Source organism: Pantoea sp. WMus005 (genome assembly GCF_013415305.1).
In the GTDB taxonomy this organism is placed as follows: Bacteria; Pseudomonadota; Gammaproteobacteria; order Enterobacterales; family Enterobacteriaceae; genus Pantoea; species Pantoea rara.
This window is the reverse complement of record NZ_JACBXU010000002.1, coordinates 384,004-408,384: the sequence shown is the minus strand read 5'-3', so window position 1 is coordinate 408,384 and position 24,381 is coordinate 384,004. Positions and strand designations below refer to the sequence as shown.

Below are 24,381 nucleotides of genomic sequence, written 5' to 3'. Positions count from 1 at the left end.
ATTATGTCCTCTCCGTTTTGCTCAACCACATCTCATCCATGCTGCCACCGCGAATCTGCATCGGGTAAACATGCTCGCTACCGTCAACGGTAACATCCACAAAGACCAGACGCCCCTTCGCCAGCGTTTCCAGCGCCAGCGTCAGCTTCTCTTCCAGTTCAGCCGGATGCTCAATCGCGATCCCGACGTGACCATAGGCTTCCGCCAGACGCACGAAGTCAGGCAGCGACTCCATATAAGACTGGGAGTGACGGCCAGAATAAATCATATCCTGCCACTGTTTCACCATGCCCAGCACCCGGTTATTCAGGTTCAGCACCAGCACCGGCAGGTCGTACTGCAGCGCGGTGGAAAGCTCCTGAATGTTCATCTGGATACTGCCATCGCCCGTTACGCAGATCACGGTTTCTTCCGGGAGCGCCATCTTCACGCCCAGCGCAGCAGGCAGGCCAAAGCCCATGGTGCCCAGACCGCCAGAGTTGATCCAGCGGCGCGGTTTGTCGAAAGGATAATAGAGCGCAGCAAACATCTGGTGCTGACCCACATCTGACGTGACATAGGCATCGCCTTTGGTCAGACGGCTGATGGTTTCAATCACGGCCTGCGGTTTAATTTTGTCGCTGGTGCGATCAAACTCCAGGCAGTGACGACCGCGCCAGCCCTCAATTGCCTGCCACCAGTCGTGCAGGCTCTCCACGCGCGATGGGGTGTCGCTTTGCGCCAGCAACTCCAGCATTTGCTGCAGCACCTGTTTTGCATCACCCACAATCGGGATATCCGCCGACACCGTCTTGGAGATAGAGGTCGGGTCGATATCGATGTGCATCACCGTGGCGTCAGGACAATATTTCGCCAGATTGTTGGTGGTACGGTCATCAAAGCGAACACCGATACCAAAAATCAGGTCGGTGTTGTGCATCGTCATATTGGCTTCATAGGTGCCGTGCATACCCAGCATGCCAACGCACTGACGATGGGTGCCAGGGAACGCGCCCAGTCCCATCAGCGAGGTCGTCACCGGAATATTCAGGCTTTCTGCCAGCTGTAACAGTTCCGCTTCGCAGCCTGCGGTAATGGCACCGCCACCCGCGTAGATCACCGGCTTCTTCGCAGCCAGCAATGTGGTCAGCGCGCGTTTAATCTGCCCTTTATGGCCCTGAATGGTCGGGTTGTAGGAGCGCATGCTCACTGACTCCGGCCAGTGATAAGGCAGTTTGTTGGCCGGGTTGAGAATATCTTTTGGCAGATCGATCACCACCGGTCCCGGACGGCCGGTGGAAGCCAGCCAGAAAGCCTTTTTCAACACGGTTGGAATCTCTTCGGTGTTTTTCACCAGGAAGCTATGCTTCACCACCGGACGAGAGATGCCGACCATGTCGCACTCCTGAAAGGCGTCATAGCCAATCAGGGACGAGGGAACCTGACCCGACAGAATCACCAGCGGAATCGAGTCCATATAGGCGGTGGCGATACCGGTAATCGCATTCGTTGCACCCGGTCCTGAGGTGACCAGCACCACGCCGACTTCGCCAGTGGCGCGCGCCAGGCCGTCAGCCATATGCACTGCGCCCTGCTCATGACGCACCAGAATATGATCGATACCCCCGACGGTTTGCAGCGCATCATAGATATCTAAGACTGCGCCACCCGGATAACCGAATACCTGCTTAACGCCCTGATCGATTAACGAACGGACGACCATCTCGGCTCCTGACAACATCTCCATCTTCTGCCTCCAGGCTTGAGGACCCGACTCTGTAATTACGCCCGTTTGTGCGTATCACGTTGCCCTGGTGCCTGCTTTGCCAATCAAAAACTTATGTTTATGCACGACAGCGGAAACATCTGCCGCTGTCCGGTTACAGAGAAATCTGTTGAGTTTATTTTTCTGAGAGTAGGTCGATTACCATAACCGCTGTTAACCGGGCAGGCAAACCGCAAACCCGCGTAAATTAAAAGGCAGGGACGTAAAGGCTCTGCCCGATAAGAATTGACTGCGCGGATTAAACTAATTACGCGGCAGAACCGCAGAGGAAAATGCTGGGTAAGAAATTATTTTCAGCGTGATCTAAGAAATAACGAAAACTTATTACCGACTGCAATAGCCTACAATCGCCTGACACTTTTCTTTTCTGGCGTAATTAACCAGTAAACCTCTAAAGCGCATTGGATTATGCTAACTAACAGGTGATAAATGTTGTGATAGCGCAAAGTATAAATTCAATAAAATTCATAAATATCAATTAAATACACTAAAAAGTACGTCTCCAGGCATGCATTCAGGGGTGCTGATTGCGACCGCAGCAAGACCATGCTGCTTATTACGCTGCCTGACCGATGAATAACAGAATATCTTCCTCTGGCGCCCCAGAGAATACCCCTGCATTGAAGGTTGACATCCCTGAGTGATTCCAGTACCAATATGTACAGCACAACAATTTTATAAGGTTTGAATCCATGTTTCGTTCTGTTCGCCTTCTCGGTCTACTACTAAACGCACTCAGCTTGCGCGGTAGACTTGTGGGCGGAATCAAACACTGATTCAAACCTGCTGAAAGTTAAAAACCCGCGCCTGTCGCGGGTTTTTTTATGCTCGTTGCCAGGCCAGAAAAAGCATAAGGATGAATACGATGAGCCAGCAAGTCATTATTTTCGATACCACTCTGCGCGACGGTGAGCAGGCATTACAGGCCAGCCTGAGTGTGAAAGAAAAATTGCAGATTGCGTTAGCGCTGGAGCGCATGGGCGTGGATGTAATGGAAGTTGGTTTTCCGGTCTCCTCACCGGGCGACTTTGAGTCTGTACAGACCATTGCGCGGACCATCAAAAACAGCCGTGTCTGCGGACTGGCGCGCTGTGTAGAAAAAGATATCGACGCAGCATATGAATCACTGCGCGTTGCCGAAGCCTTCCGCATTCATACCTTTATCGCCACCTCCCCAATGCACATCGCGACCAAACTGCGCAGCACGCTGCCAGAAGTGATTGAGCGTGCGGTGCAGATGGTGAAGCGTGCGCGTAACTACACCAGTGACGTTGAGTTCTCCTGCGAAGATGGCGGCCGTACCCCGATTGATGACCTGTGCCGGATGGTAGAAGCGACGATTAATGCCGGTGCGACCACCATCAACATCCCGGATACCGTTGGCTACACCCTGCCAGGCGAATATGCTCACATCATCAGTGAACTGATGAACCGCGTTCCCAACATCGATAAAGCGATTATCTCTGTGCATACCCACGATGACCTGGGTATGGCGACCGGTAATGCCCTGGCTGCCGTCCAGGCAGGCGCGCGTCAGGTTGAAGGCACGATGAATGGCTTGGGTGAACGTGCCGGTAACTGTGCGCTGGAAGAGGTGATCATGGCGATTAAAACCCGACAGCAGATCATGAACGTCCACACCAATATCAATCATCAGGAAATTTACCGTACCAGCCAGATGGTCAGCCAGATCTGCAACATGCCAATCCCAGCGAATAAAGCAGTGGTCGGCTCCAATGCTTTCGCCCACTCCTCCGGTATCCATCAGGATGGCGTGCTGAAGAACCGCGAGAATTATGAAATCCTGACGCCTGAATCAATCGGTTTACACAAAATTCAGCTGAACCTGACTTCACGTTCAGGCCGTGCGGCGGTAAAACATCGTATGGAAGAGATGGGCTATGCCGAACAGGATTACAATCTGGATACGCTGTATGACGCCTTCCTGAAGCTGGCCGACAAAAAAGGTCAGGTGTTCGATTACGACCTGGAAGCACTGGCCTTCATCAACAAACAGAATGAAGAACCTGAGCATTTCCAGCTGCACGAATTTAATGTCCAGACCGGTTCCAGCATGACGGCCACCGCCTCGGTTAATCTGGGCTGCGGCGATATCGCCAAATCTGATGCAGCCACCGGTAATGGCCCGGTTGACGCAGTTTACCAGGCGATTAACCGCATCACCCAGTTTGACGCTGAGCTGGTTAACTACAAACTGACCGCGAAAGGCCACGGCGAGAACGCGCTGGGTCAGGTCGATATCGTCGTAAGCTACAACGGTCGCAAATTCCACGGCATTGGTCTGGCGACCGATATTGTGGAGTCCTCCGCTAAAGCGATGGTCAACGCCCTGAACAATATCTGGCGTGCCCGTCAGGTTGAACAAGAATTGCAGCGCAAATTTAAAGACCAGAAGGAAACCGTATAACCATGTCCAGCTCATCTCATATCGCAGTTTTACCCGGTGACGGTATCGGCCCGGAAGTGATGGCGCAGGCGATGAAAGTGCTTGATGCCATTCGTCAGCGCTTTGATATGCAGATCACTACTCAGGAATATGCGGTCGGCGGCATTGCTATCGATCAGCATGGCGAACCCCTGCCACCGGCTACGGTTGCAGGCTGTGAGCAGGCCGACGCGATCCTGTTTGGTTCCGTTGGCGGTCCGAAGTGGGAGCACTTACCGCCCGCATCACAGCCGGAGCGTGGTGCGCTGCTGCCGCTGCGCAAACACTTTCAGCTGTTCAGTAACCTGCGTCCGGCTGCGCTCTACAGCGGTCTGGAAGCATTTTGCCCGTTGCGCGCCGACATTGCTGCCAAAGGCTTCGACATTCTGTGCGTGCGTGAACTGACCGGCGGCATCTATTTTGGCCAACCGAAAGGACGCGAAGGCAGCGGCCCGGAGGAGCGTGCTTTTGATACCGAGGTCTATCACCGTTTCGAAATCGAGCGCATCGCCCGCATCGCGTTTGAATCGGCGCGCAAACGTCGCAACAAAGTCACCTCGGTTGATAAAGCCAACGTACTGCAGACCTCGGTGATGTGGCGTGAAATCGTCAACGAAGTGGCGAAAGAATACCCTGACGTGCAACTGAGTCATATCTACATCGACAACGCGACCATGCAGTTGATCAAAGACCCGTCGCAGTTTGACGTGCTGCTCTGCTCCAACTTGTTTGGTGACATTCTCTCTGATGAGTGCGCCATGATTACCGGCTCGATGGGTATGCTGCCGTCAGCCAGCCTGAATGAAACGGGCTTTGGCCTGTTCGAACCGGCAGGGGGTTCAGCGCCGGATATCGCCGGTCAGAATATTGCTAACCCGGTCGCCCAGATTTTGTCCCTGTCCCTGCTGCTGCGTTACAGCCTGAATGCCGATGCCGCAGCCGACAGTATCGAACGCGCCATCAGTCGTGCGCTGGAACAGGGCTACCGCACCAGAGATTTAGCCGGTGATGGCCCCGCGGTCAGCACAGATGAGATGGGCAGCATCATTGCCCGCTTTATCGCCGAGGAAAAATAAAAAAATGAAAACCTTATACCAGAAGTTATTTGATGCACATGTCGTCCACGAAACGCCAGAAGAAACCCCGTTACTCTATATTGATCGCCATCTGATCCATGAAGTGACGTCACCACAGGCCTTTGATGGTCTGCGTGCGCACGGACGTAAAGTCCGTCAGCCGGGCAAAACCTTTGCCACCATGGACCACAACGTTTCTACGCAGACCAAAGATATTAATGCGTCGGGCGAAATGGCGCGTATTCAGATGCAGGAGCTGATGAAGAACTGCGCAGAGTTTGGCGTACAGCTCTATGACCTGAATCACCCGTTCCAGGGTATCGTCCACGTTATCGGCCCTGAGCAGGGCATGACGCTGCCGGGCATGACCATTGTGTGCGGCGACTCGCACACTGCGACGCACGGCGCATTTGGCTCACTGGCCTTTGGTATCGGCACCTCCGAAGTGGAACATGTGTTTGCCACTCAAACCCTGAAACAGGGTCGGGCGAAAACCATGAAGATTGAAGTGCTGGGCCAGGCATCCACCGGCATTACAGCAAAAGATATCGTGCTGGCGATCATCGGTAAAACCGGCAGCGCAGGCGGCACCGGCTATGTCGTTGAGTTCTGCGGCCCTGCGATTCAGGCGCTGAGCATGGAAGGTCGTATGACGCTGTGCAATATGGCGATTGAGATGGGGGCAAAAGCGGGCCTGGTGGCCCCGGATGAGACCACCTTCAACTATCTGAAAGGTCGTCAGTTCTCACCTGAGGGCGAGAAATGGGAACAGGCAGTCGATTACTGGCGCACCCTGAAATCTGACGAAGGCGCGAAGTATGATGCGGTGGTCACGCTGCATGCTGAAGATATCGCACCGCAGGTCACCTGGGGCACCAACCCGGGTCAGGTCATTGCCGTTGATCAGGTGATCCCGAATCCAGCCTCGTTCGCCGATCCGGTTGAGCGCGCCTCAGCGGAAAAAGCGCTGGCCTACATGAACCTGCAGCCGGGCATCAGACTGACCGATGTCGCAATTGATAAAGTGTTTATCGGCTCCTGCACCAACTCACGCATTGAAGATCTGCGTGCCGCCGCCGCCATCGCCAAAGGCCGTAAAGTCGCGCCTGGCGTGGTTGCCATGGTGGTACCAGGTTCCGGCCCGGTAAAAGCGCAGGCTGAAGCGGAGGGTCTGGATAAAATCTTCCTGGAAGCGGGCTTTGAATGGCGTCTGCCAGGCTGCTCAATGTGTCTGGCGATGAACAATGATCGTCTGAATCCGGGCGAGCGTTGCGCCTCTACCAGCAACCGTAACTTTGAAGGCCGTCAGGGCCGTGGTGGACGTACGCATCTGGTCAGCCCGGCCATGGCCGCGGCGGCTGCCGTGACCGGCCACTTTGCCGACATCCGTGAACTGACGACAGGAGCTTAAGTCATGGCGAATAAATTTACTCAGCATACCGGGATTGTTGCGCCGCTGGATGCCGCGAACGTCGACACGGACGCAATCATTCCTAAGCAGTTTTTGCAGAAGGTCACCCGCACCGGTTTCGGTCAGCACCTGTTCCACGACTGGCGTTTTGAAGATGACGCCGGTACGGTGCCGACGCCTGGCTTTGTGCTGAACAAGCCGGAGTTTAAAGGGACCAGCATCCTGCTGGCGCGCGAGAACTTTGGCTGCGGCTCCTCACGTGAGCATGCGCCCTGGGCACTGACCGATTTCGGTTTCCACGTGGTAATTGCGCCGAGCTTCGCCGATATCTTTTATGGCAACAGTTTCAACAACCAACTGCTGCCGGTGAAATTAAGCGAAGAGGAAGTGGATGAGCTGTTCAGACTGGTTGCAGCCCAGCCAGGCATCAGCTTCACGGTCGATCTGGAAGCACAGACGGTGACGGCAGGCGACAAAGTCTATTCGTTTGAACTCGACAGCTTCCGTCGCCACTGCATGATTAATGGCCTCGACAGCATCGGCCTGACGCTGCAGCATGAAGCCTCTATTTCGCAGTATGAGCAGAATCAGCCCGCCTTCCTGCGCTGATTGCGTTAAAGCAGGGCGACATCGGGTCGCCCTTCTTCTTTATACGTCGCGCACCCGCGCCGACATCACCAGCGCCACTATCGCCAGCCCGAATGCCAGCCAGTAAACCGCCTCATGACCCAGTCGCTCACTCAGCGTTCCCTGAATAACCCCCGCCAGAATCATGCCCGTTGAGATCGAATTGGTGAACATGGTGGTCGCAGCACCCGGTCGTCCTGGCATCAGATCCTGGAACCACAGCATCCCTATGCCCGCTATAATCCCGACAAACACCGCGTTAAACAGCTGTAACACCATCAGCGAGGTGCGGGAATTGAACAGCACCAGCCCCAGATAAAACAGGACGCCCGCCGCCACCGCAATCAGCATTAACCGCCGCTTACCGAAGCGGCGCGCGTAATGACCCGCCAGCAGCATTACCGGGATCTCCAGCCCGGCAGCCGTTCCCATCAGCAGACCGGCCAGCTTCTCCGGCAGACCCAGCGTGGTGCTGATATAGAGCGGCATATCGATGATATACATGGTGTTACAGGTCCACATCGCGACTGAAGCCAGGAACAGCAAACGCACGTCGCGATCGCGCCAGCCGCTCAACGGCAGCCCGCCGCTTTGCATCAGCGGCTGCGAGCGTGGCACCGACGGCAGGGTAAACCAGACCAGCAGAATACAGAGCAGAAACAGTAACGCAGCCACCATAAATAGCGTCACAAAGCCGTAGTTCAGCGCCAGCGCGAACGATAATGGCGGCCCGATCACCCACGCCAGCGACAGCTGCGCACGCATCACCGAACTGAACATCACCGCTTCACGCGCCGACTGATCGGCATACTCTCTCGCCAGCGCAAACAGCTGAGGCATTGAGACGCTGGCCAGCGCCGACAGCAGCACACCGAGCGTCAGCAGGGTCAGATAATCGCGGGTAAAGGCAAACAGCAGCGCATTGATCAGCGCCATCAGACAGCAGAAGAGAATGATATGACGACGATCGCCGACGCTGTCTGAGCGCTTTGCCACCAGCATACTCACTACGATACCGGCCACCGCATTGATGGTGAAAAACAGCCCGACCCAGAAGGGCCGCGCCTGCACCTCGCGCGTCAGAAACAGGCTGAGCGTCGGCGCCTGCAGTGCGCCCGCGATGCCCAGCATGAACGAGGCGACCATAAAGGCGAGGTAAACCGGATTGATACGGCGCTGCCGCGTTAACAGCGATTTCATAGCGAAATCCCTTACAGAACAAACAGAGGGGAAAAAAGAAGGGTAGACGATACCGTGCAACATGAAAAAAGCCAGCAGAGATCATCTGCTGGCGGTGTAAATGCACCCTACTCAGAAAAGCACTCCGCTGAACAGCGCAGTGAGGGTTGAACGCCATTCACTGTGAATGCCTCCCGCTCTTCCCACCGCGTAAAGTTTGCTCTTAAAATAGGGCAGGAAAAACAGAGCGCTTTTCACAGGGAGTTCCCCTTTTATGTCCTCATCACGTCTGAAGCAGCAGTTCATCCGCCTGTGGCAGAGCTGTCAGGGCCAGACGCAGGCGATCACGCTCAGCGAACTGGCTGATCTGCTGCACTGCTCGCGCCGCCATATGCGCAATCTGCTCAACCGGATGCAGGCCGCAGGCTGGCTGACCTGGCAGGCTGAAGCCGGACGCGGCAAGCGATCGCAGCTTATCTTCTGCTACACCGGTCTGGCCCTGCAGCAGCAGCGTGCCGAGGATTTGCTGGAACAGGATCGCATCGATCAGCTGGTCCGGCTGGTAGGCGATAAAAACCAGGTGCGGCAGATGATCAGCGCGCACCTGGGGCGCAGTTTCCGGCAGGGCAAGCATATCCTGCGGGTGCTCTACTATCGTCCGCTGCTCAACCTTTTGCCCGGCTCGCCGCTGCGGCGCTCGGAAACCCACATTGCCCGACAGATTTTCAACGGTCTGACGCGGATAAATGAGGAAAACGGGGAAATCGAACCCGATATTGCGCACCACTGGCAGCAGATCTCCCCGCTTCACTGGCGCTTCTTCCTGCGTCCGGCGATTCGGTTCCATCATGGCAGAGAACTGGAGATGGAGGATGTGCTCGCCACGCTGGAGCGTCAGCGCCCGCATCCGCTCTTTTCCCATATTGCGCAGATCGACTCGCCTGCCCCCTGGACGCTGGATATCCGTTTAAGTCAGCCCGACGAGGGTTTGCCCTGGTTACTGGGCAGCGTCAGTGCAATGATCCTGCCGCGCGAATGGCCCACGCTGCACGACTTTGCCCGCCAGCCAGTTGGCACCGGTCCTTACCGGGTGATCCGCAATCAGGAGAGCCAGCTCAAGATCGAAGCCTTTGATGACTATTTTGGTTTTCGCGCCCTGATTGATGATGTCTCTATCTGGGTACTGCCCGACATCAGTGATGAGCTGGTCTATGCCGGGGTTCGTCTGCAGGGCGACAGCGCCGATGAAGTTCAGGAAGAGAGCCGTCTCGAAGAGGGCTGCTACTATCTGCTGTTCGACCAGCGTTCAGAGCAGGGCTGCAGCGAGGCAGTCCGGCGCTGGGTCAGCTACCTGTTTAACCCCATCGCCCTGCTCAATCACGCGGGTGTGGGCTATCAGCGCTACTGGTTCCCGGCGTATGGCCTGCTGCCACGCTGGCATCATCGCCGTGACCTGACGCCAGTGCAAAAACCGCCTGGCTTAACCCATCTGACGCTGACCTGGTACAGCCAGCACGTGGAGCATGAAGGCATCGCGAATGCGCTGCGTCCCCTGCTGGCAGAGCATGGCGTCACGCTGGAGACCCGTGAGATCAGCTACGAAAGCTGGTATCAGGGCGAAGCGGAGAGTGATATCTGGCTGGGAAGCGTGAACTTTACCCTGCCGCTGAATTATTCACTGTTCGCGCAGCTTTATGAGATCCCGCTGCTGCATCATTGTCTGGCCATCGACTGGCACGGCGATGCGGCCCGCTGGCGCGAGAAAACGCTGCCGCTGGCCGAATGGAGCAAACAGCTGGTCGAAGAAGCCGGTTTGCATCCGCTGTTTCACCACTGGCTGCTGCTTGAAGGACAGCGCAGCATGCGCGGCGTGCGGATGAATACGCTGGGCTGGTTCGATTTTAAATCGGCCTGGTTCGCACCACCGGTGTTGTGATGCTTTCGCCCCGGCGCTGAAATGACTAGAATGTGACGTTCTCAACGGGGTGCGGCCTGCTACAAGCAAGCCGCTGAGAGAGACCCGTCGAACCTGATTCGGTTAATACCGACGTAGGGATTTGAGAGGCCTCTGTGCTCAGATCCTTTGCGACTCATCCCCTATTCTCCTGAAGGAGCGCAAAGTGTTAAACAAAGTTCTGCCGGTGCTGCTGTTACTCTCCGCCCCCGTTCTGGCGGCTAAGCCGGTTCTCACGGTCTACACCTACGACTCCTTCTCCGCCGACTGGGGCCCTGGCCCGGCGGTTAAAAAAGCTTTTGAAGCACAGTGCAACTGCGAGCTGAAATTCGTCACGCTGGAAGATGGCGTGTCGCTGCTGAACCGCGTGCGGATGGAAGGCAAAAACAGTAAAGCCGATGTGGTGCTGGGGCTGGATAACAATCTGGTGCAGGCCGCGCAGAAAACAGGTCTGTTTGCCGAAAGTCAGGTCGACACATCGAAACTAAAGCTGCCCGATGGCTGGCACAACACCACCTTCGTGCCGTTCGATTATGGCTACTTCGCCTTTGTCTATGACAAAACCCGTCTGAAAAATCCGCCAAAAAGCCTGAAAGAGCTGGTCGACAGTCCGGAGAAGTGGCGGGTGATCTACGAAGATCCCCGCACCAGCACGCCCGGCTTAGGTCTGCTGCTCTGGATGCAGAAAGTCTATGGCGATCAGGCTCCGCAGGCGTGGCAAAAGCTGGCGCAGAAAACCGTGACGGTCACCAAAGGCTGGAGTGAAGCCTATGGCCTGTTTCTCAAGGGCGAAGCCGATTTGGTGCTGAGCTACACTACCTCTCCGGCTTACCACATCATCGAAGAGAAGAAAGAGAACTACGCCGCTGCACCCTTTGCTGAGGGTCACTATCTGCAGGTCGAAGTTGCCGCGCAGTTAGCCAGCAGCAAACAGCCGGCGCTGGCACAGCAGTTCATGAAGTTTATGGTCTCACCTGACTTCCAGCGCACCATCCCCACCGGCAACTGGATGTACCCGGTGATCGACACGCCGCTGCCAGCGGGCTTCGCGACGCTCAGCGTGCCTTCTACTGCCCTGCAGTTCTCGCCGGAAGAAGTGGCCAGCCAGCGTTCGAACTGGATTAGCCAGTGGCAACGCGCCGTCAGCCGCTGATGCCGCGCTGGCTGATTCCCGGTTCCCTCGCCACGATATTGTTGACCATTGTGGCATTCATGGCGTTCGGTGCACTCTGGAGCGCCGCGCCGGATACGGACTTACGCGGCGTGCTGCAGGATGACTACCTGCATCACGTTATCGCGTTCTCTTTCGGTCAGGCCCTGCTCTCCGCCCTGCTGTCACTGCTGCCTGCGGTGCCGCTGGCGCGGGCGCTCTATCGACGCCGCTTCCCTGGCCGTCTGCTGCTGCTGCGCCTGTGCGCCATGACGCTGGTGCTGCCGGTGCTGGTCGCGGTGTTCGGCCTGCTGACCGTCTATGGTCGCAATGGCTGGCTGGCGCAATTGTGCCAGCTGGCAGGGATGGGTTATCACTTCTCCCCGTATGGTCTGCCAGGCATCCTGCTGGCGCACGTCTTCTTTAACCTGCCGCTGGCGACCCGCCTGATGCTGCAGGCGCTGGAAAGCATCCCCGCAGAACAACGCCAGCTGGCGGCACAGCTCGGCCTGCGTGGCTGGCATCAATTTCGTCTGCTGGAGTGGCCATGGCTGCGGCGTCAGCTGCTGCCGACCGGTGCGCTGATCTTTATGCTCTGTTTCGCCAGCTTTGCCACTGTACTGTCGCTGGGCGGCGGTCCGCAGGCCACCACCATTGAGCTGGCGATATTCCAGGCGCTGAGTTATGACTACGATCCCGGACGCGCAGCGCTGCTGGCGCTGATCCAGCTCAGCTGCTGTCTGACGCTGGTGCTGCTCAGCCAGCGCTTCAGCAAGGCGATTCCCGCCGGAAGCAGCCAGCTTAACGGCTGGCGTGATCCGCAGGATTCACGCGGGGCACAGCGGGTCGATGCGCTGCTGATCGGGCTGGCGCTGATTCTGCTGCTGCCCCCGCTGGCGGCGGTCATCGTCGATGGTCTGCATGGCGGACTGCGCGGCGCGCTGGCGCAGCCTGCACTGTGGCAGGCCACCTTTACTTCACTGCGCATCGCCATCGGTGCCGGTCTGATCTGTGTGGTGCTGACCATGATGCTGCTGTGGAGCAGTCGGGAACTGCGTCTGCGCCAGCGTCCGGCGGCGGCACAGTTGATCGACACCAGCGGCATGCTGATTCTGGCGATGCCAGGCATTGTGCTCGCCACCGGCTTTTTCCTGCTGTTTAACGCCACTGTTGGCCTGCCTGATTCGGCAGAAGGGCTGGTGATCTTTACCAATGCGCTGATCGCCATTCCCTATGCGCTGAAAGTGCTGGAAAACCCGATGCGGGATGTCGCAGAGCGCTACGGCAGACTCTGCGATTCACTGGACATCCACGGCTGGAACCGGCTGCGCCTGATTGAGTTGCGGGCGCTGAGACGTCCACTGGCCCAGGCGCTGGCCTTTGCCTGCGTGCTGTCGATTGGTGATTTCGGCGTGGTGGCACTGTTTGGCAGTGCCGACTTCCGTACACTGCCGTTCTACCTTTATCAGCAGATTGGCGCCTATCGCGGCGCAGATGGCGCGGTCACCGCCCTGCTATTGCTGTTGCTCTGCTTATTGCTGTTCACGCTAATGGAAAAATTACCAGGCCGCCATGCTGACTCTTGATAACCTCACTTACTTTTATCAGCATCTGCCGATGCGCTTCAGCCTCACTGCCACGCGCGGTGAGCGCATCGCGATTCTTGGCCCAAGCGGGGCGGGTAAAAGCACTCTGCTGAGTCTGATCGCCGGTTTCCTGCCGGTAAAACAGGGCACGCTGATGATTGACGGCCAGGATCACACCCACAGCGTCCCGGCCAGACGACCGGTCTCCATGCTGTTTCAGGAGAACAACCTGTTTCCGCACCTCAGCGTGCAGCAGAACATGGCGCTGGGACTGCATCCGGGATTAAAACTCAGTACTGCACAGCGCCAGCAACTGGCCGAACTGGCCGATCAGATGGGATTAGGCGATCTGCTGGCTCGCCTGCCGGGCGCGCTGTCGGGTGGGCAGCGACAGCGTGTGGCGCTGGCACGTTGCCTGCTGCGTGACCGTCCGGTGCTGCTGCTGGATGAGCCTTTTTCTGCGCTGGATCCCGCCCTGCGTGGCGAGATGCTGCAACTGGTGCGTTCGGTATGCGAAGCGCGCAGCATTACGCTGCTGATGGTGTCGCACAGTCTGGAAGATGCACAGCAGATTGCACCGCGCAGCGTAGTGATTGTGGATGGACGGGTTTACTGGGATGGCGAGACCCGACAACTGCTGTCGGGCGACACGCGGGAGGCCGAAGTGCTCGGCATCCCGCGTCGTTAAGTGTCAGGCGAAGAAAACCTGCCACAGCAGATGACGGAAAATGGGCATCATCGGATGGAACTGAATACCAGCGAACGCCGCGACGGCGATCACCAGCCCCAGCGGTCCTGCCCAGCGCAGGCGCTCAGGTGGCAGCCAGGCGGTGGCCCAGTCGCGACTCTTGCCGCTGCGCCACCAGCGCCAGCATAACCAGCCACCCAGCCAGATCAGCAATGCTGCGCCGAGTAACAGCCATTTAAAGCTGCCGCCCTGCGCGGCTTTCGGCACATCGATCGCCACACCCGCCAGGATACCGGGCAGCAGATAGAGCGGCGGCCAGAGAATGCAGCCGATAAGGTTCGGCGGCAGGAACTTACGCACCGGCAGCTCCAGCATACCGGCCGCCAGCGGGATCAGCGGACGCGTAGGCCCCACAAAGCGTCCGACCAGAATCGTAAACATGCTGTGCTGATGCAGGGCGTGCTCAGTTTTATCCAGCAGACCTTTATACTTTTGCAGATATTTCCAGCGGTGCAGCGGCCCCTGAAATTTCCAGCCGATGCCGTAGGAAACCCAGTCACCAATCAGACAGCCCGCAAATCCTGCCGCCCAGGCAGGATAAAGGCCCAGTTCGCCACTGCCGATCAGTGCGCCCAGGCTGGCCATCATCACTGTACCTGGCAGCAACAGCCCGACCAGCGCCAGCGACTCCAGAAACGTCACCAGTGCAACGGCAAACAGCGCCCACTCCAGGGACTGCGTAATCAGTTGTTGAATCCAGGCTTCCATAATCATCCTAAGTAAAAGCAGAAGGCTGGATTGTCCAGAGCCAGCCACACAGCGTCAAGGCAAGAATTGTAGGACAATGTTGACAAAACGCAGCGGCGGGAACTGTATAAATATCCATGATATACTTAAGCCGTTTTCTCACCCCTGAATTGCTGAGTCCGGAGAACATCTGAATATGCCCCGCGCAGGTTTTCTGCTCACCCGCCACTGGCGCGACAGCCCGCATGGCACCGAAATTATCCTCTGGCTCGCCACTGATGCCGGTGCACAGCGCGTGGTGCTGCCGGTACAGGAGTCCGTCGCGTTTATTCCCGAGGAATTTCAGTCGCAGGTCAGCGAACTCCTCAAAGATGAACGTCAGTTTCGGATTCAGTCCCTGGCGCTAAAAGATTTCCGCCGTCGTCCGGTGTTTGGCCTCTACTGCTCACAGAACCGTCAGCTACAGCGCATCGAAAAACGGCTCCGCGAACAGGGTATTCCGGTTTATGAGGCGGATATCCGCCCGCCGGAGCGCTACCTGATGGAGCGTTTTATTACCGCGCCCGTCTGGTTTGACGGCGAGCAGCACGGCGACAGTGTGGTCAATGCGCGCCTCAAGCCCCATCCCGACTATCGCCCGCCACTGAAGTGGGTCTCGCTGGACATTGAAACCACGCAGCATGGCGAGCTTTACTGCATCGGGCTGGAGGGCTGCGGTCAGCGCCAGGTCTACATGCTTGGCCCCGCCAACGGCGATGCCAGCACGCTGGATTTTGAGCTGATCTATCTCGACAGCCGCCCACAGCTGCTTGAGGCGCTGAACCAGTGGTTTGCCGATCATGATCCGGACGTGTTGATTGGCTGGAACGTGGTGCAGTTTGATCTGCGCGTGCTGCAAAAGCATGCCGATCGCTACGGTATTCCGCTACGTCTTGGCCGTCAGCAGGCCGCACTGGAGTGGCGTGAACATGGCTTCAAGCCCGGCGTTTTTTTCGCTCAGGCCAGCGGCCGGTTGATCATCGACGGCATCGACGCACTGAAATCGGCATTCTGGGATTTCCCGTCGTTCAGCCTGGAAGCGGTGTCGCAACAGCTGCTGGGTGAAGGCAAAGCGATCGATAATCCCTGGCAGCGCATGGAGGAGATTAACTGGCGATTTGCCAACGATAAGCCCGCGCTGGCACGTTATAACCTGAAAGATTGCGAGCTGGTGACGCGCATTTTTCACAAAACGGCGATAATGCCTTTTCTGCTGGAACGCGCAGCGGTCAATGGCCTGGCCGTCGATCGTCACGGCGGTTCGGTAGCGGCCTTTGGTCACCTCTATATTCCGCGGATGCATCGTGCCGGTTTTGTTGCCCCGAACATGGGTGATGTCGCCCCTGAAGCCAGTCCGGGCGGCTATGTGATGGATTCGCGCCCCGGCCTGTATGACTCGGTGCTAGTACTGGATTATAAAAGTCTCTATCCGTCGATTATCCGCACCTTCCTGATCGACCCGGTAGGGCTGGTCGAAGGACTGGCCCATCCTGATGATGCCGATTCGGTTGAAGGTTTTCGCGAAGCGCGTTTCTCCCGGCATACCCACTGCCTGCCTGCGATCGTAGAGCAGATCTGGCTGGGTCGTGAAGCGGCGAAAAAGCAGAAAAACCAGCCGCTGTCACAGGCACTGAAGATCATCATGAACGCCTTTTACGGCGTGCTGGGTACCAGTGCCTGCCGCTTCTTTGATCCGCGTCTCGCCTCCTCGATTACCCTGCGCGGTCACGCCATCATGCAGCAGACCCGCACGCTGATTGAGGCGGAAGGCTATGACGTCATCTATGGCGACACAGACTCCACCTTTGTCTGGCTCAAATCCGCCCACAGCGAAGAACAGGCCGCCGCGATTGGTCAGCAACTGGTGCGGAAAGTGAATGCCTGGTGGCGCGACCTCCTGCAGCAGACACATGGGCTGACCAGTGCACTGGAGCTGGAATATGAAAACCACTTCTGTCGTTTTCTGATGCCGACCATTCGTGGCGCGGAACAGGGCAGCAAAAAACGCTACGCCGGACTGATTCGTGACGCCGCCGGTGAGCGCATGGTCTTTAAGGGGCTGGAGTCGGTGCGGACGGACTGGACGCCGCTGGCAAAAGCGTTTCAGCAGCAGCTCTATCACCGTATCTTCCACCGCGAGCCGTGGCAGGACTACATCCGCACCACCGTGGCGCAGCTGCTGGCGGGTGAACTTGACGATCAGCTGATCTACAAAAAGCGTCTGCGACGTCCGCTGAAGGAATATGAACGAAATGTGCCCCCGCACGTGCGCGCCGCCCGGCTGGCCGATGAGCAGAATCGCAAATTAAACCGGCCTTTACAGTACCAGAATGGTGGCCGGATTCGTTACGTCATTGCTACGGCAGGCCCTGAGCCACTGGAGGCGCGCAGCACACCGCTGGACTATGACCACTACGTGACGAAGCAACTTCAGCCGGTCGCAGAGGGGATTTTGCCCTTTGTCGAAGGGGACTTTGCTACACTGATTACCGGGCAGCTGGGGCTTTTTTGACAGGTGACGAACGCCCTGCCATCCAGTACCATAGCGCCCTTCCTGAAACTCACTGCTCTTACAGCCGCCCCAGACCTTGTTGTCTGGCGGTAACGCTATTGCCTGAGCTTTGGGAACACCTCTAAAAACGTTAAAATTCGAGCAAAAAATATATGGTTTTTACATTAGGTCAGCGCTGGATTAGTGATACGGAAAGTGAACTGGGACTGGGCACCGTGGTGGCGATCGATACCCGCATGATCACCCTGCTGTTTCCGGCCACGGGGGAAAACCGCCTCTACGCCCGCAACGATTCGCCGGTTACCCGCGTCATCTTTAATCCGGGTGATACCATCACCAGCCACGAAGGCTGGCAGATGCGCGTCGATGAAGTACGCAACGAAAATGACCTGATGACCTATATCGGTACGCGTCTGGATACCGAAGCAAGCGAAGTGATGCTGCGCGAAGTGATGCTCGACAGCAAGCTGGTGTTCAGTAAGCCGCAGGATCGTCTGTTTGCCGGCCAGCTCGACCGGATGGATCGTTTTGCCCTGCGCTTCCGCGCCCGTAAATACCAGAGTGAGCAGTACCGCCTGCCGATCAGCGGCTTACGCGGCATGCGCACCAACCTGATTCCTCACCAGCTGCACATCGCCCATGATGTGGGCCGTCGCCATGCGCCGCGCGTGCTGCTGGCAGATGAAGTGGGCCTGGGTAAAACCATTGAAGCCGGGATGATCATCCAGCAGCAGCTGCTGGCTGGCCGTGCTGACCGCGTTTTGATCGTGGTGCCTGAAACCTTACAGCATCAGTGGCTGGTGGAAATGCTGCGTCGCTTCAACCTGCGCTTTGCGCTGTTCGATGATGACCGCTATACCGAAGCGCAGCACGACAGTGATAACCCGTTTGAAACGGAGCAGCTGATTATCTGCTCGCTCGACTTCGTGCGCCGTAACAAGCAGCGTCTTGAGATGCTGGCCGATGCCGAATGGGATCTGCTGGTTGTCGATGAAGCGCACCATCTGGCCTGGTCAGAAGGTGAGCCAAGCCGTGAATATCAGGTTATCGAACAGCTGGCTGAGAAAACCGCCGGCGTTCTGCTGCTGACTGCGACGCCTGAGCAGCTGGGCATGGAGAGTCATTTCGCCCGTCTGCGCCTGCTTGATCCTAATCGCTTCCATGACTTCGCAGCCTTTGTTGAAGAGCAGCAGCATTTCCGTCCGATTGCCGATGCCGTTACCGCGCTGCTGGCGGATAAATCAATCTCCCAGGAGGAGATGAACAGAATCAACGACCTGGTCGGTGAGCAGGACATCGAGCCGCTGCTGCAGGTCGCCAACAGCGACCGCGAAGGCAAGCTGGAAGCGCGTCAGGAACTCATCTCCATGCTGATGGATCGCCACGGCACCAGCCGCGTGCTGTTCCGAAACACCCGTAATGGGGTTAAAGGCTTCCCGAAACGCGAACTGCATCAAATCCGCCTGCCGCTGCCTGCGCAGTATCAGACGGCAATTAAAGTCTCCGGCATTATGGGCGCACGCAAAAGCGCAGAAGAGCGGGCGCGGGACCTGCTCTATCCGGAGCAGATTTATCAGGAATTTGAAGGCGACAGCGGCACCTGGTGGAACTTCGATCCGCGCGTGGAATGGCTGATGGGCTATCTCACGACTAACCGTAAAGAGAAAGTGCTGGTGATCTGCGCCAAAGCAGCCACCGCGCTGCAGCTGGAGCAGGTACTGCGCGAGCGCGAAGGCATCCGCGCTGCGGTGTTCCACGAAGGTCTGTCGATCATTGAACGTGACCGTGCTGCCGCCTGGTTCGCCTCAGAAGAGAACGGCGCGCAGGTGCTGTTGTGCTCTGAGATTGGTTCAGAAGGCCGTAACTTCCAGTTTGCCAGCCGTCTGGTGATGTTCGATCTGCCGTTTAACCCGGACCTGCTGGAGCAGCGTATTGGTCGTCTGGATCGTATCGGTCAGGCGCACGATATTCAGATTCTGGTACCGTGGCTGGAGCAGACCGCACAGGCGGTGCTGCTGCGCTGGTATCACGAAGGGCTGGACGCCTTTGAACACACCTGCCCGACCGGCCGGACAATCTATGACAGCGTCCATTCACAGCTGATCGGCTATCTGGCCGCACCCGAAAACAATGAAGGCTTTGATGCGTTTATCACCGACTGCCGCAAACAGCATGACACGCTAAAACTGCAGCTGGAACAAGGTCGTGACCGCCTGCTGGAGCTGAACTCTAACGGTGGTGAATCGGCTCAGCTGCTGGCTAATGCTATCAGCGAGCAGGATAACGACACCGGCCTGGTGAATTTCGCGCTCAATCTGTTTGATATCGTGGGTATCAATCAGGAAGATCGTAGCGATAACCTGATTGTGCTGACCCCTTCCGATCACATGCTGGTGCCTGATTTCCCTGGCCTGCCGGAAGATGGCTGCACCATCACTTTTAACCGCGATCAGGCGCTGTCACGCGAAGATACCCAATTCATTACCTGGGAACATCCGCTGATTCGCAACGGCCTGGATCTGATTCTGTCGGGCGATACCGGCAGCAGCGCGCTGTCACTGCTGAAAAACAAGGCGCTGCCAGTGGGAACGCTGCTGGTCGAGCTGATCTATGTGGTTGAAGCGCAGGCACCGAAGCATCTGCAACTGACCCGCTTCCTGCCGCCGACGCCAATTCGTCTGCTGATGGATACCAAAGGCACCAACCTGGCGGGCAAAGTGGAGTTCGAAAGCTTTAACCGTCAGCTGAATGCGGTTAACCGTCATACCGCCAGTAAACTGGTGAATGCGGTACAGCAGGATGTGCATGCGATTCTGACCCAGGGTGAACAGAGCGTCGTCAGCGAAGCGCGTGCGGTGATTGATGCGGCGCGTGCCGAAGCGAATGAGAAGCTGGGCGCAGAACTCTCGCGTCTCAACGCGCTGAAGGCCGTTAACCCGAACATCCGTGAAGATGAAATCGAAGCGCTGGAAAGCAATCGTGAACAGGTGCTGGAAAGTCTTGATGAGGCCAACTGGCGTCTCGATGCGCTGCGCCTGATTGTGGTGACACACCAGTAAGCTCAGGGGCCGCATGGCCCCTTATTTTTGGAAAGCCCCATGGAACCTTACAATCCACCGCGTGAACCCTGGCTGCACATCCTTTATCAGGATGCGCACATCATGGTGGTGAACAAACCCAGCGGTCTGCTCTCGGTACCCGGTCGGCTGGAGGAGCACAAAGATAGCGTGATGACGCGGGTTCAGCGTGATTTCCCGCAGGCCGAATCTGTCCACCGACTGGATATGGCGACCAGCGGCGTGATGGTGGTGGCACTGACCAAGGCGGCGGAACGCGAGCTGAAACGACAGTTCCGTGAGCGCGAGCCTTCCAAGACCTACGTGGCCTGCATCTGGGGTCATCCGGAGAAGGAAGAGGGACTGGTTGATCTGCCGCTGATTTGTGACTGGCCAAACCGTCCGAAGCAGAGGGTCTGCTTCGAGACCGGCAAAGCCGCACAGACGGAATATCAGGTGCTGGAATACCGTACAGATAACAGTGCGCGCGTTTCGCTGAAACCGATCACAGGCCGCTCGCACCAGCTGCGCGTGCATATGCTGGCGCTGGGCCATCCGATTCTGGGGGATAACTTCTATGCGCATCCGGAGGCCAAAGCGATGGCACCCCGTTTGCTACTGCATGCGGAGTCACTGACCATTACCCATCCGGCATTTGGTAATGCCATGACGTTTCGCCAGCCCGCCGATTTTTAAGGTTTACTCCAGGACTGTCGCCGTGGCCTCCTCTGTTGCAGAAGAGGCCACAGGGCTGGATGATTACTTGAAGCCTTTTTCTTTGCGAATCAGATCGTAAGCCGCCTGGATTTCCTGCGCTTTCTGCTTCGCCATCTCCATCATCTCTGGCGGTAACCCTTTCGCCACCAGCTTATCCGGATGATGCTCGCTCATGAGTTTACGGTAGGCACGTTTAATCGTGGTGGCGTCATCGCTGCTCTTCACACCCAGCACGCTACAGGCATCTTCCAGCGTTGGGCCGCGTTGCGCCTGCTGGAAACCGCCTGAACTACGCTGCCCCCCGCCAAACTGCTGACCGCCTTCCATCATGCGCAGGAACTGATCGAACTGACCGCGCGAGATACCCAGTTCTTCGGCAATCACATAAAGTACCTGACGCTCATTGGGATGCAGTGAACCGTCGGCAAAGGCGGCCTGAATCTGTATTTCCAGGAACATCCGAATCAGATCGAAGCGGCCAAAGCAGGCGCTGCGCAGTTCACGCAGCTTGCTGCGCAACGGGTAATCCGCCTGCTTACCCTCGCGGAACGCGCGCTGGGCAGCCGTGCGTGAGTCACCGTGCAGCTGCATCCGCTCCATTAACAGCGAAGCAATCTGAATATCCGCTTCCGTGACGCGCCCTTTTGACTTGGTCAGATGGCCCATCACCTGAAAGGTCGTGCTGAAAAACAGTGTCTGTCGGGTCTGATTATTTGAGAAGTAAGCCTTGCCTTGTGCGCCGCGTACTTTGTCAATCATATGGCCAATGATCAAACCGATCACAATACCCCAAAAGCCTGCGCCGGAAAGTAATCCCACCGTCAGACCCACAACTTTTCCCCAGTAGCGCATAAACTCCTCAATTCGCCATGCTTGCGGCTGAAAATTGCATTATCATACCTGTCATTTATCTCAGCGCCTAACGGCAACGCTGACAGACCAGGATTAACACTGGCGCAACGCCGGGCAGTAAGTTAGTCTCTGACCCGATTGTCGGCATGATGCCAGTTTTCATGGAATTCTCGATACCGCGTATGAAAAAACATATACCTACCCTGCTGGCCACACTGATCGGCGCAGCCATTAGCCAGCAAGCCTTTGCCGACGATTTGATGTCGCAGTGTATGTTAGGCGTGCCGAGTTATAACCGCCCGCTGGTGAACGGCGATACCAACCAGATGCCTGTTACTATTCACTCCGACGCCGCCAAAGGGAACTATCCCAATGATGCGGTCTTCACCGGCAATGTGAATATTGAGCAGGGTAACAGCCGTATGCAGGCCGATGAAGTTCAGCTTCATCAGCGTCAGCAAGAGGGCCAGACCGCGCCAGTTCGTACCGTCGATGCCCTGGGTAATGTGCACTACGATGACAATCAGGTCATCCTGAAAGGTCCGAAAGCCTGGTCAAACCTTAACAGCAAAGATACCAACGTCTGGAACGGTCAGTACCAGATGGTGGATCGTCAGGGACGCGGTGACGCCGATCAGATGAAGCTGCGTGGGGATAACCGCTACACCATTCTGGAAAACGGCACCTTTACCTCCTGCCTGCCCGGCTCCAACAGCTGGAGCGTGGTCGGTTCAGAAGTAATTCAGGATCGCGAAGAGGAAGTGGCGGAAATCTGGAACGCCCGCTTTAAGATCGGTTCGGTTCCCGTGTTCTACAGTCCCTATCTGCAATTACCGATTGGCGATCGTCGTCGGTCCGGTTTCCTGATTCCGAATGCAAAATATGGCAGCAACAATGGCTTTGAGTTCATGCTGCCTTATTACTGGAACATCGCGCCGCAGGCCGATGCGACCATCACGCCGCACTACATGAGCAAGCGCGGCATGCAGTTCCAGAACGAATTCCGTTATCTGACGACGCTGGGGGCCGGACTGGTCGAATTCGACTACCTCGGCTCAGATAAACAGTACGATAATGACAAATCAATGCGCGGCATCGCCGAAAGTGCTGACTCCGATCGCTGGCTATTCTACTGGCGTCACGCTGGCGTTTATGACCAGAACTGGCGTTTCAGCGCGGACTACACCAAGGTCAGTGATAAATACTACTTCAACGATCTCGACTCGAAGTATTACAGCTCGACCGACAACTACGCCACGCAGAAATTCAGCATTGGCTATGCGGACACCAACTGGGATGCCACGCTCTCCACCAAAGATTTCCAGGTGTTCGGCGATACCACCAGCAATAACGTCTACCGCGCCATGCCGCAGCTGGACGTCAATCTCTATCAGAACGACATCGGTCCATTTGATGGCCGGGTTTATGCCCAGGCGGTAAAGTTCTCCAACGTTAATAGCCGCTATCCTGAAGCGACACGTTTGCACGTTGAGCCAACGCTGAACCTGCCGCTGTCTAATGGCTGGGCCAGCCTGGATACCGAAGCGAAGTTCCTGGCGACCCACTACCAGCAGACTGACGTTGATTACTACAACAACGCGGCTAATGGTCTCAGGGGAACCAAAAGTGGCGAACTGGATGAGTCCGTCAACCGCACCCTGCCGCAGTTTAAAGTGGATGGCCGGCTGGTGTTCGACCGCGATATGGACTCCGCGGTGGGTTATACCCAGACGCTGGAACCGCGTGTGCAGTACCTTTACATTCCGTATCGCAATCAGAGCAATATCTATCCGTACGACTCTACGCTGCTGCAAACCGACTACACCGGTCTTTTCCGCGATCGCACTTATAGCGGCCTGGATCGCATCGCTTCCGCCAATGAAGTGGCCACCGGTGTCACCTCGCGTATTTATGATACCGATCTGGTTGAACGTTTTAACGTTTCTGTAGGTCAAATCTACTCGTTCACCCCTTCTCGTACTGGTGTGAATGAAACCAGCAAAGAAGATGACACCGGCAGCCTGATCTGGGCTGGCGATACATACTGGAAAATCAGCGATCGCTGGGGCGTCCGGGGTGGGCTGCAATATGACACCAAACTCGACAACGTCTCCCAGGGCAATACCATACTGGAATACCGTCGAGATGCCGACCGCATGGTGCAGTTGAGCTACCGTTACAGTAGCCCGGAATATGTGGCGACTGCACTAGACCAGCTGACTAATGGCAACCCGGTGACGAATCCTATCTACAAAAATGGGATTTCACAGGTGGGCACCACGGCCAGCTGGCCGATTGCCGATGCATGGTCTGTGGTAGGTGCTTACTACTACGATACCCGCAACAAGCGTCCGGCGTCGCAGCTGGTTGGCCTGCAGTACAGCTCATGCTGTTACGCTGTCCGGGTCGGTTACGAGCGCAAAATCAACGGTTTGGAAATCAACAGTAGTGAAAGTAAGTACGACAACCAAATCTCATTCAACATTGAGCTACGTGGTCTGAGTCCGAACTATGGCTTAGGCACCAACGATATGCTGCGTCAGGGCATTATCCCTTACCAGCCTGCTTTCTGATGT

17 protein-coding genes and 1 riboswitch are annotated in these 24,381 nt (G+C 56.8%); of the genes, 13 read left to right on the top strand and 4 right to left on the bottom strand.

What is annotated here, in order from left to right; all coding sequences use genetic code 11:
- Position 1: 1 nt before the first annotated feature.
- Positions 2 to 1,726 carry an acetolactate synthase 3 large subunit gene (ilvI, locus tag HZZ01_RS12140; protein WP_179897646.1) on the bottom strand — a complete coding sequence of 575 codons (1,725 nt, stop codon included), beginning with the start codon at positions 1,724 to 1,726 and terminating at the stop codon, positions 2 to 4.
- 731 nt (positions 1,727 to 2,457) lie between these two features.
- Between ilvI and leuL the strand changes: the two genes are divergently transcribed.
- The 5 genes from leuL to leuD all read left to right on the top strand — a co-directional run bounded on the left by leuL (position 2,458) and on the right by leuD (position 7,307).
- Complete coding sequence (leuL, locus tag HZZ01_RS21185) at positions 2,458 to 2,541, top strand: leu operon leader peptide (RefSeq protein WP_099257765.1); 84 nt, start codon at positions 2,458 to 2,460, stop codon at positions 2,539 to 2,541.
- An 89-nt stretch (positions 2,542 to 2,630) separates the two neighbouring features.
- Positions 2,631 to 4,193, top strand: coding sequence for a 2-isopropylmalate synthase (leuA, locus tag HZZ01_RS12130; protein WP_179897644.1), 1,563 nt, complete (start codon positions 2,631 to 2,633; stop codon positions 4,191 to 4,193).
- 2 nt (positions 4,194 to 4,195) lie between these two features.
- Positions 4,196 to 5,287, top strand: a complete 1,092-nt coding sequence (gene leuB, locus HZZ01_RS12125; RefSeq protein WP_179897642.1) for a 3-isopropylmalate dehydrogenase — start codon at positions 4,196 to 4,198, stop codon at positions 5,285 to 5,287.
- A 4-nt stretch (positions 5,288 to 5,291) separates the two neighbouring features.
- Positions 5,292 to 6,698, top strand: a complete 1,407-nt coding sequence (leuC, locus tag HZZ01_RS12120; protein ID WP_136196402.1) for a 3-isopropylmalate dehydratase large subunit — start codon at positions 5,292 to 5,294, stop codon at positions 6,696 to 6,698.
- A gap of 3 nt (positions 6,699 to 6,701) precedes the next feature.
- The gene (gene leuD, locus HZZ01_RS12115; RefSeq protein WP_008925570.1) at positions 6,702 to 7,307 is read left to right on the top strand and encodes a 3-isopropylmalate dehydratase small subunit; all 606 of its coding nucleotides are present in this window, start codon (positions 6,702 to 6,704) and stop codon (positions 7,305 to 7,307) included.
- Between the two features lie 39 nt (positions 7,308 to 7,346).
- Here the strand turns inward: leuD and HZZ01_RS12110 are convergent, their stop codons facing one another.
- Positions 7,347 to 8,525, bottom strand: coding sequence for an MFS transporter (locus HZZ01_RS12110; RefSeq protein WP_179897640.1), 1,179 nt, complete (start codon positions 8,523 to 8,525; stop codon positions 7,347 to 7,349).
- Positions 8,526 to 8,778: 253 nt separating this feature from the next.
- Between HZZ01_RS12110 and sgrR the strand changes: the two genes are divergently transcribed.
- The 4 genes from sgrR (at position 8,779) to thiQ (ending at position 13,882) form a co-directional block, all read left to right on the top strand.
- On the top strand, positions 8,779 to 10,440 hold the full coding sequence (gene sgrR / locus HZZ01_RS12105; protein WP_179897639.1) for an HTH-type transcriptional regulator SgrR: 1,662 nt from the start codon (positions 8,779 to 8,781) through the stop codon (positions 10,438 to 10,440).
- A 35-nt stretch (positions 10,441 to 10,475) separates the two neighbouring features.
- A riboswitch (TPP riboswitch) is annotated at positions 10,476 to 10,578 on the top strand.
- 46 nt (positions 10,579 to 10,624) lie between these two features.
- Positions 10,625 to 11,611 carry a thiamine ABC transporter substrate binding subunit gene (gene thiB / locus HZZ01_RS12100; protein WP_179897637.1) on the top strand — a complete coding sequence of 329 codons (987 nt, stop codon included), beginning with the start codon at positions 10,625 to 10,627 and terminating at the stop codon, positions 11,609 to 11,611.
- Positions 11,587 to 13,194 (top strand): thiamine/thiamine pyrophosphate ABC transporter permease ThiP, encoded by a 1,608-nt coding sequence (thiP, locus tag HZZ01_RS12095; protein WP_179897635.1) that lies wholly within the window; start codon positions 11,587 to 11,589, stop codon positions 13,192 to 13,194. Before thiB ends, thiP begins: the two co-directional genes overlap by 25 nt.
- On the top strand, positions 13,181 to 13,882 hold the full coding sequence (thiQ, locus tag HZZ01_RS12090; protein WP_179897633.1) for a thiamine ABC transporter ATP-binding protein ThiQ: 702 nt from the start codon (positions 13,181 to 13,183) through the stop codon (positions 13,880 to 13,882). The genes thiP and thiQ overlap by 14 nt, the downstream gene beginning before the upstream one ends.
- 3 nt (positions 13,883 to 13,885) lie before the next feature.
- Here thiQ and HZZ01_RS12085 read toward each other — a convergent pair whose 3' ends face one another.
- Complete coding sequence (locus HZZ01_RS12085) at positions 13,886 to 14,650, bottom strand: DedA family protein (RefSeq protein ID WP_179897631.1); 765 nt, start codon at positions 14,648 to 14,650, stop codon at positions 13,886 to 13,888.
- 169 nt (positions 14,651 to 14,819) lie between these two features.
- On the opposite strand from HZZ01_RS12085, the gene polB reads away from it, so the two are divergent.
- The 3 genes from polB to rluA all read left to right on the top strand — a co-directional run bounded on the left by polB (position 14,820) and on the right by rluA (position 20,932).
- Positions 14,820 to 17,180 carry a DNA polymerase II gene (polB, locus tag HZZ01_RS12080; protein ID WP_179897848.1) on the top strand — a complete coding sequence of 787 codons (2,361 nt, stop codon included), beginning with the start codon at positions 14,820 to 14,822 and terminating at the stop codon, positions 17,178 to 17,180.
- Positions 17,181 to 17,332: 152 nt separating this feature from the next.
- On the top strand, positions 17,333 to 20,239 hold the full coding sequence (gene rapA / locus HZZ01_RS12075; protein ID WP_179897630.1) for an RNA polymerase-associated protein RapA: 2,907 nt from the start codon (positions 17,333 to 17,335) through the stop codon (positions 20,237 to 20,239).
- Positions 20,240 to 20,278: 39 nt separating this feature from the next.
- Positions 20,279 to 20,932, top strand: a complete 654-nt coding sequence (gene rluA, locus HZZ01_RS12070) for a bifunctional tRNA pseudouridine(32) synthase/23S rRNA pseudouridine(746) synthase RluA (RefSeq protein WP_179897628.1) — start codon at positions 20,279 to 20,281, stop codon at positions 20,930 to 20,932.
- Positions 20,933 to 20,995: 63 nt separating this feature from the next.
- On the opposite strand, the gene djlA is transcribed toward rluA, so the two are convergent.
- Positions 20,996 to 21,805, bottom strand: coding sequence for a co-chaperone DjlA (djlA, locus tag HZZ01_RS12065; protein WP_090964219.1), 810 nt, complete (start codon positions 21,803 to 21,805; stop codon positions 20,996 to 20,998).
- A 182-nt stretch (positions 21,806 to 21,987) separates the two neighbouring features.
- Between djlA and lptD the strand changes: the two genes are divergently transcribed.
- A complete protein-coding gene (gene lptD / locus HZZ01_RS12060) occupies positions 21,988 to 24,378 on the top strand; it encodes an LPS assembly protein LptD (protein WP_255434216.1) in 2,391 nt (796 codons plus the stop codon).
- The last annotated feature ends 3 nt before the right edge of the window (positions 24,379 to 24,381 follow it).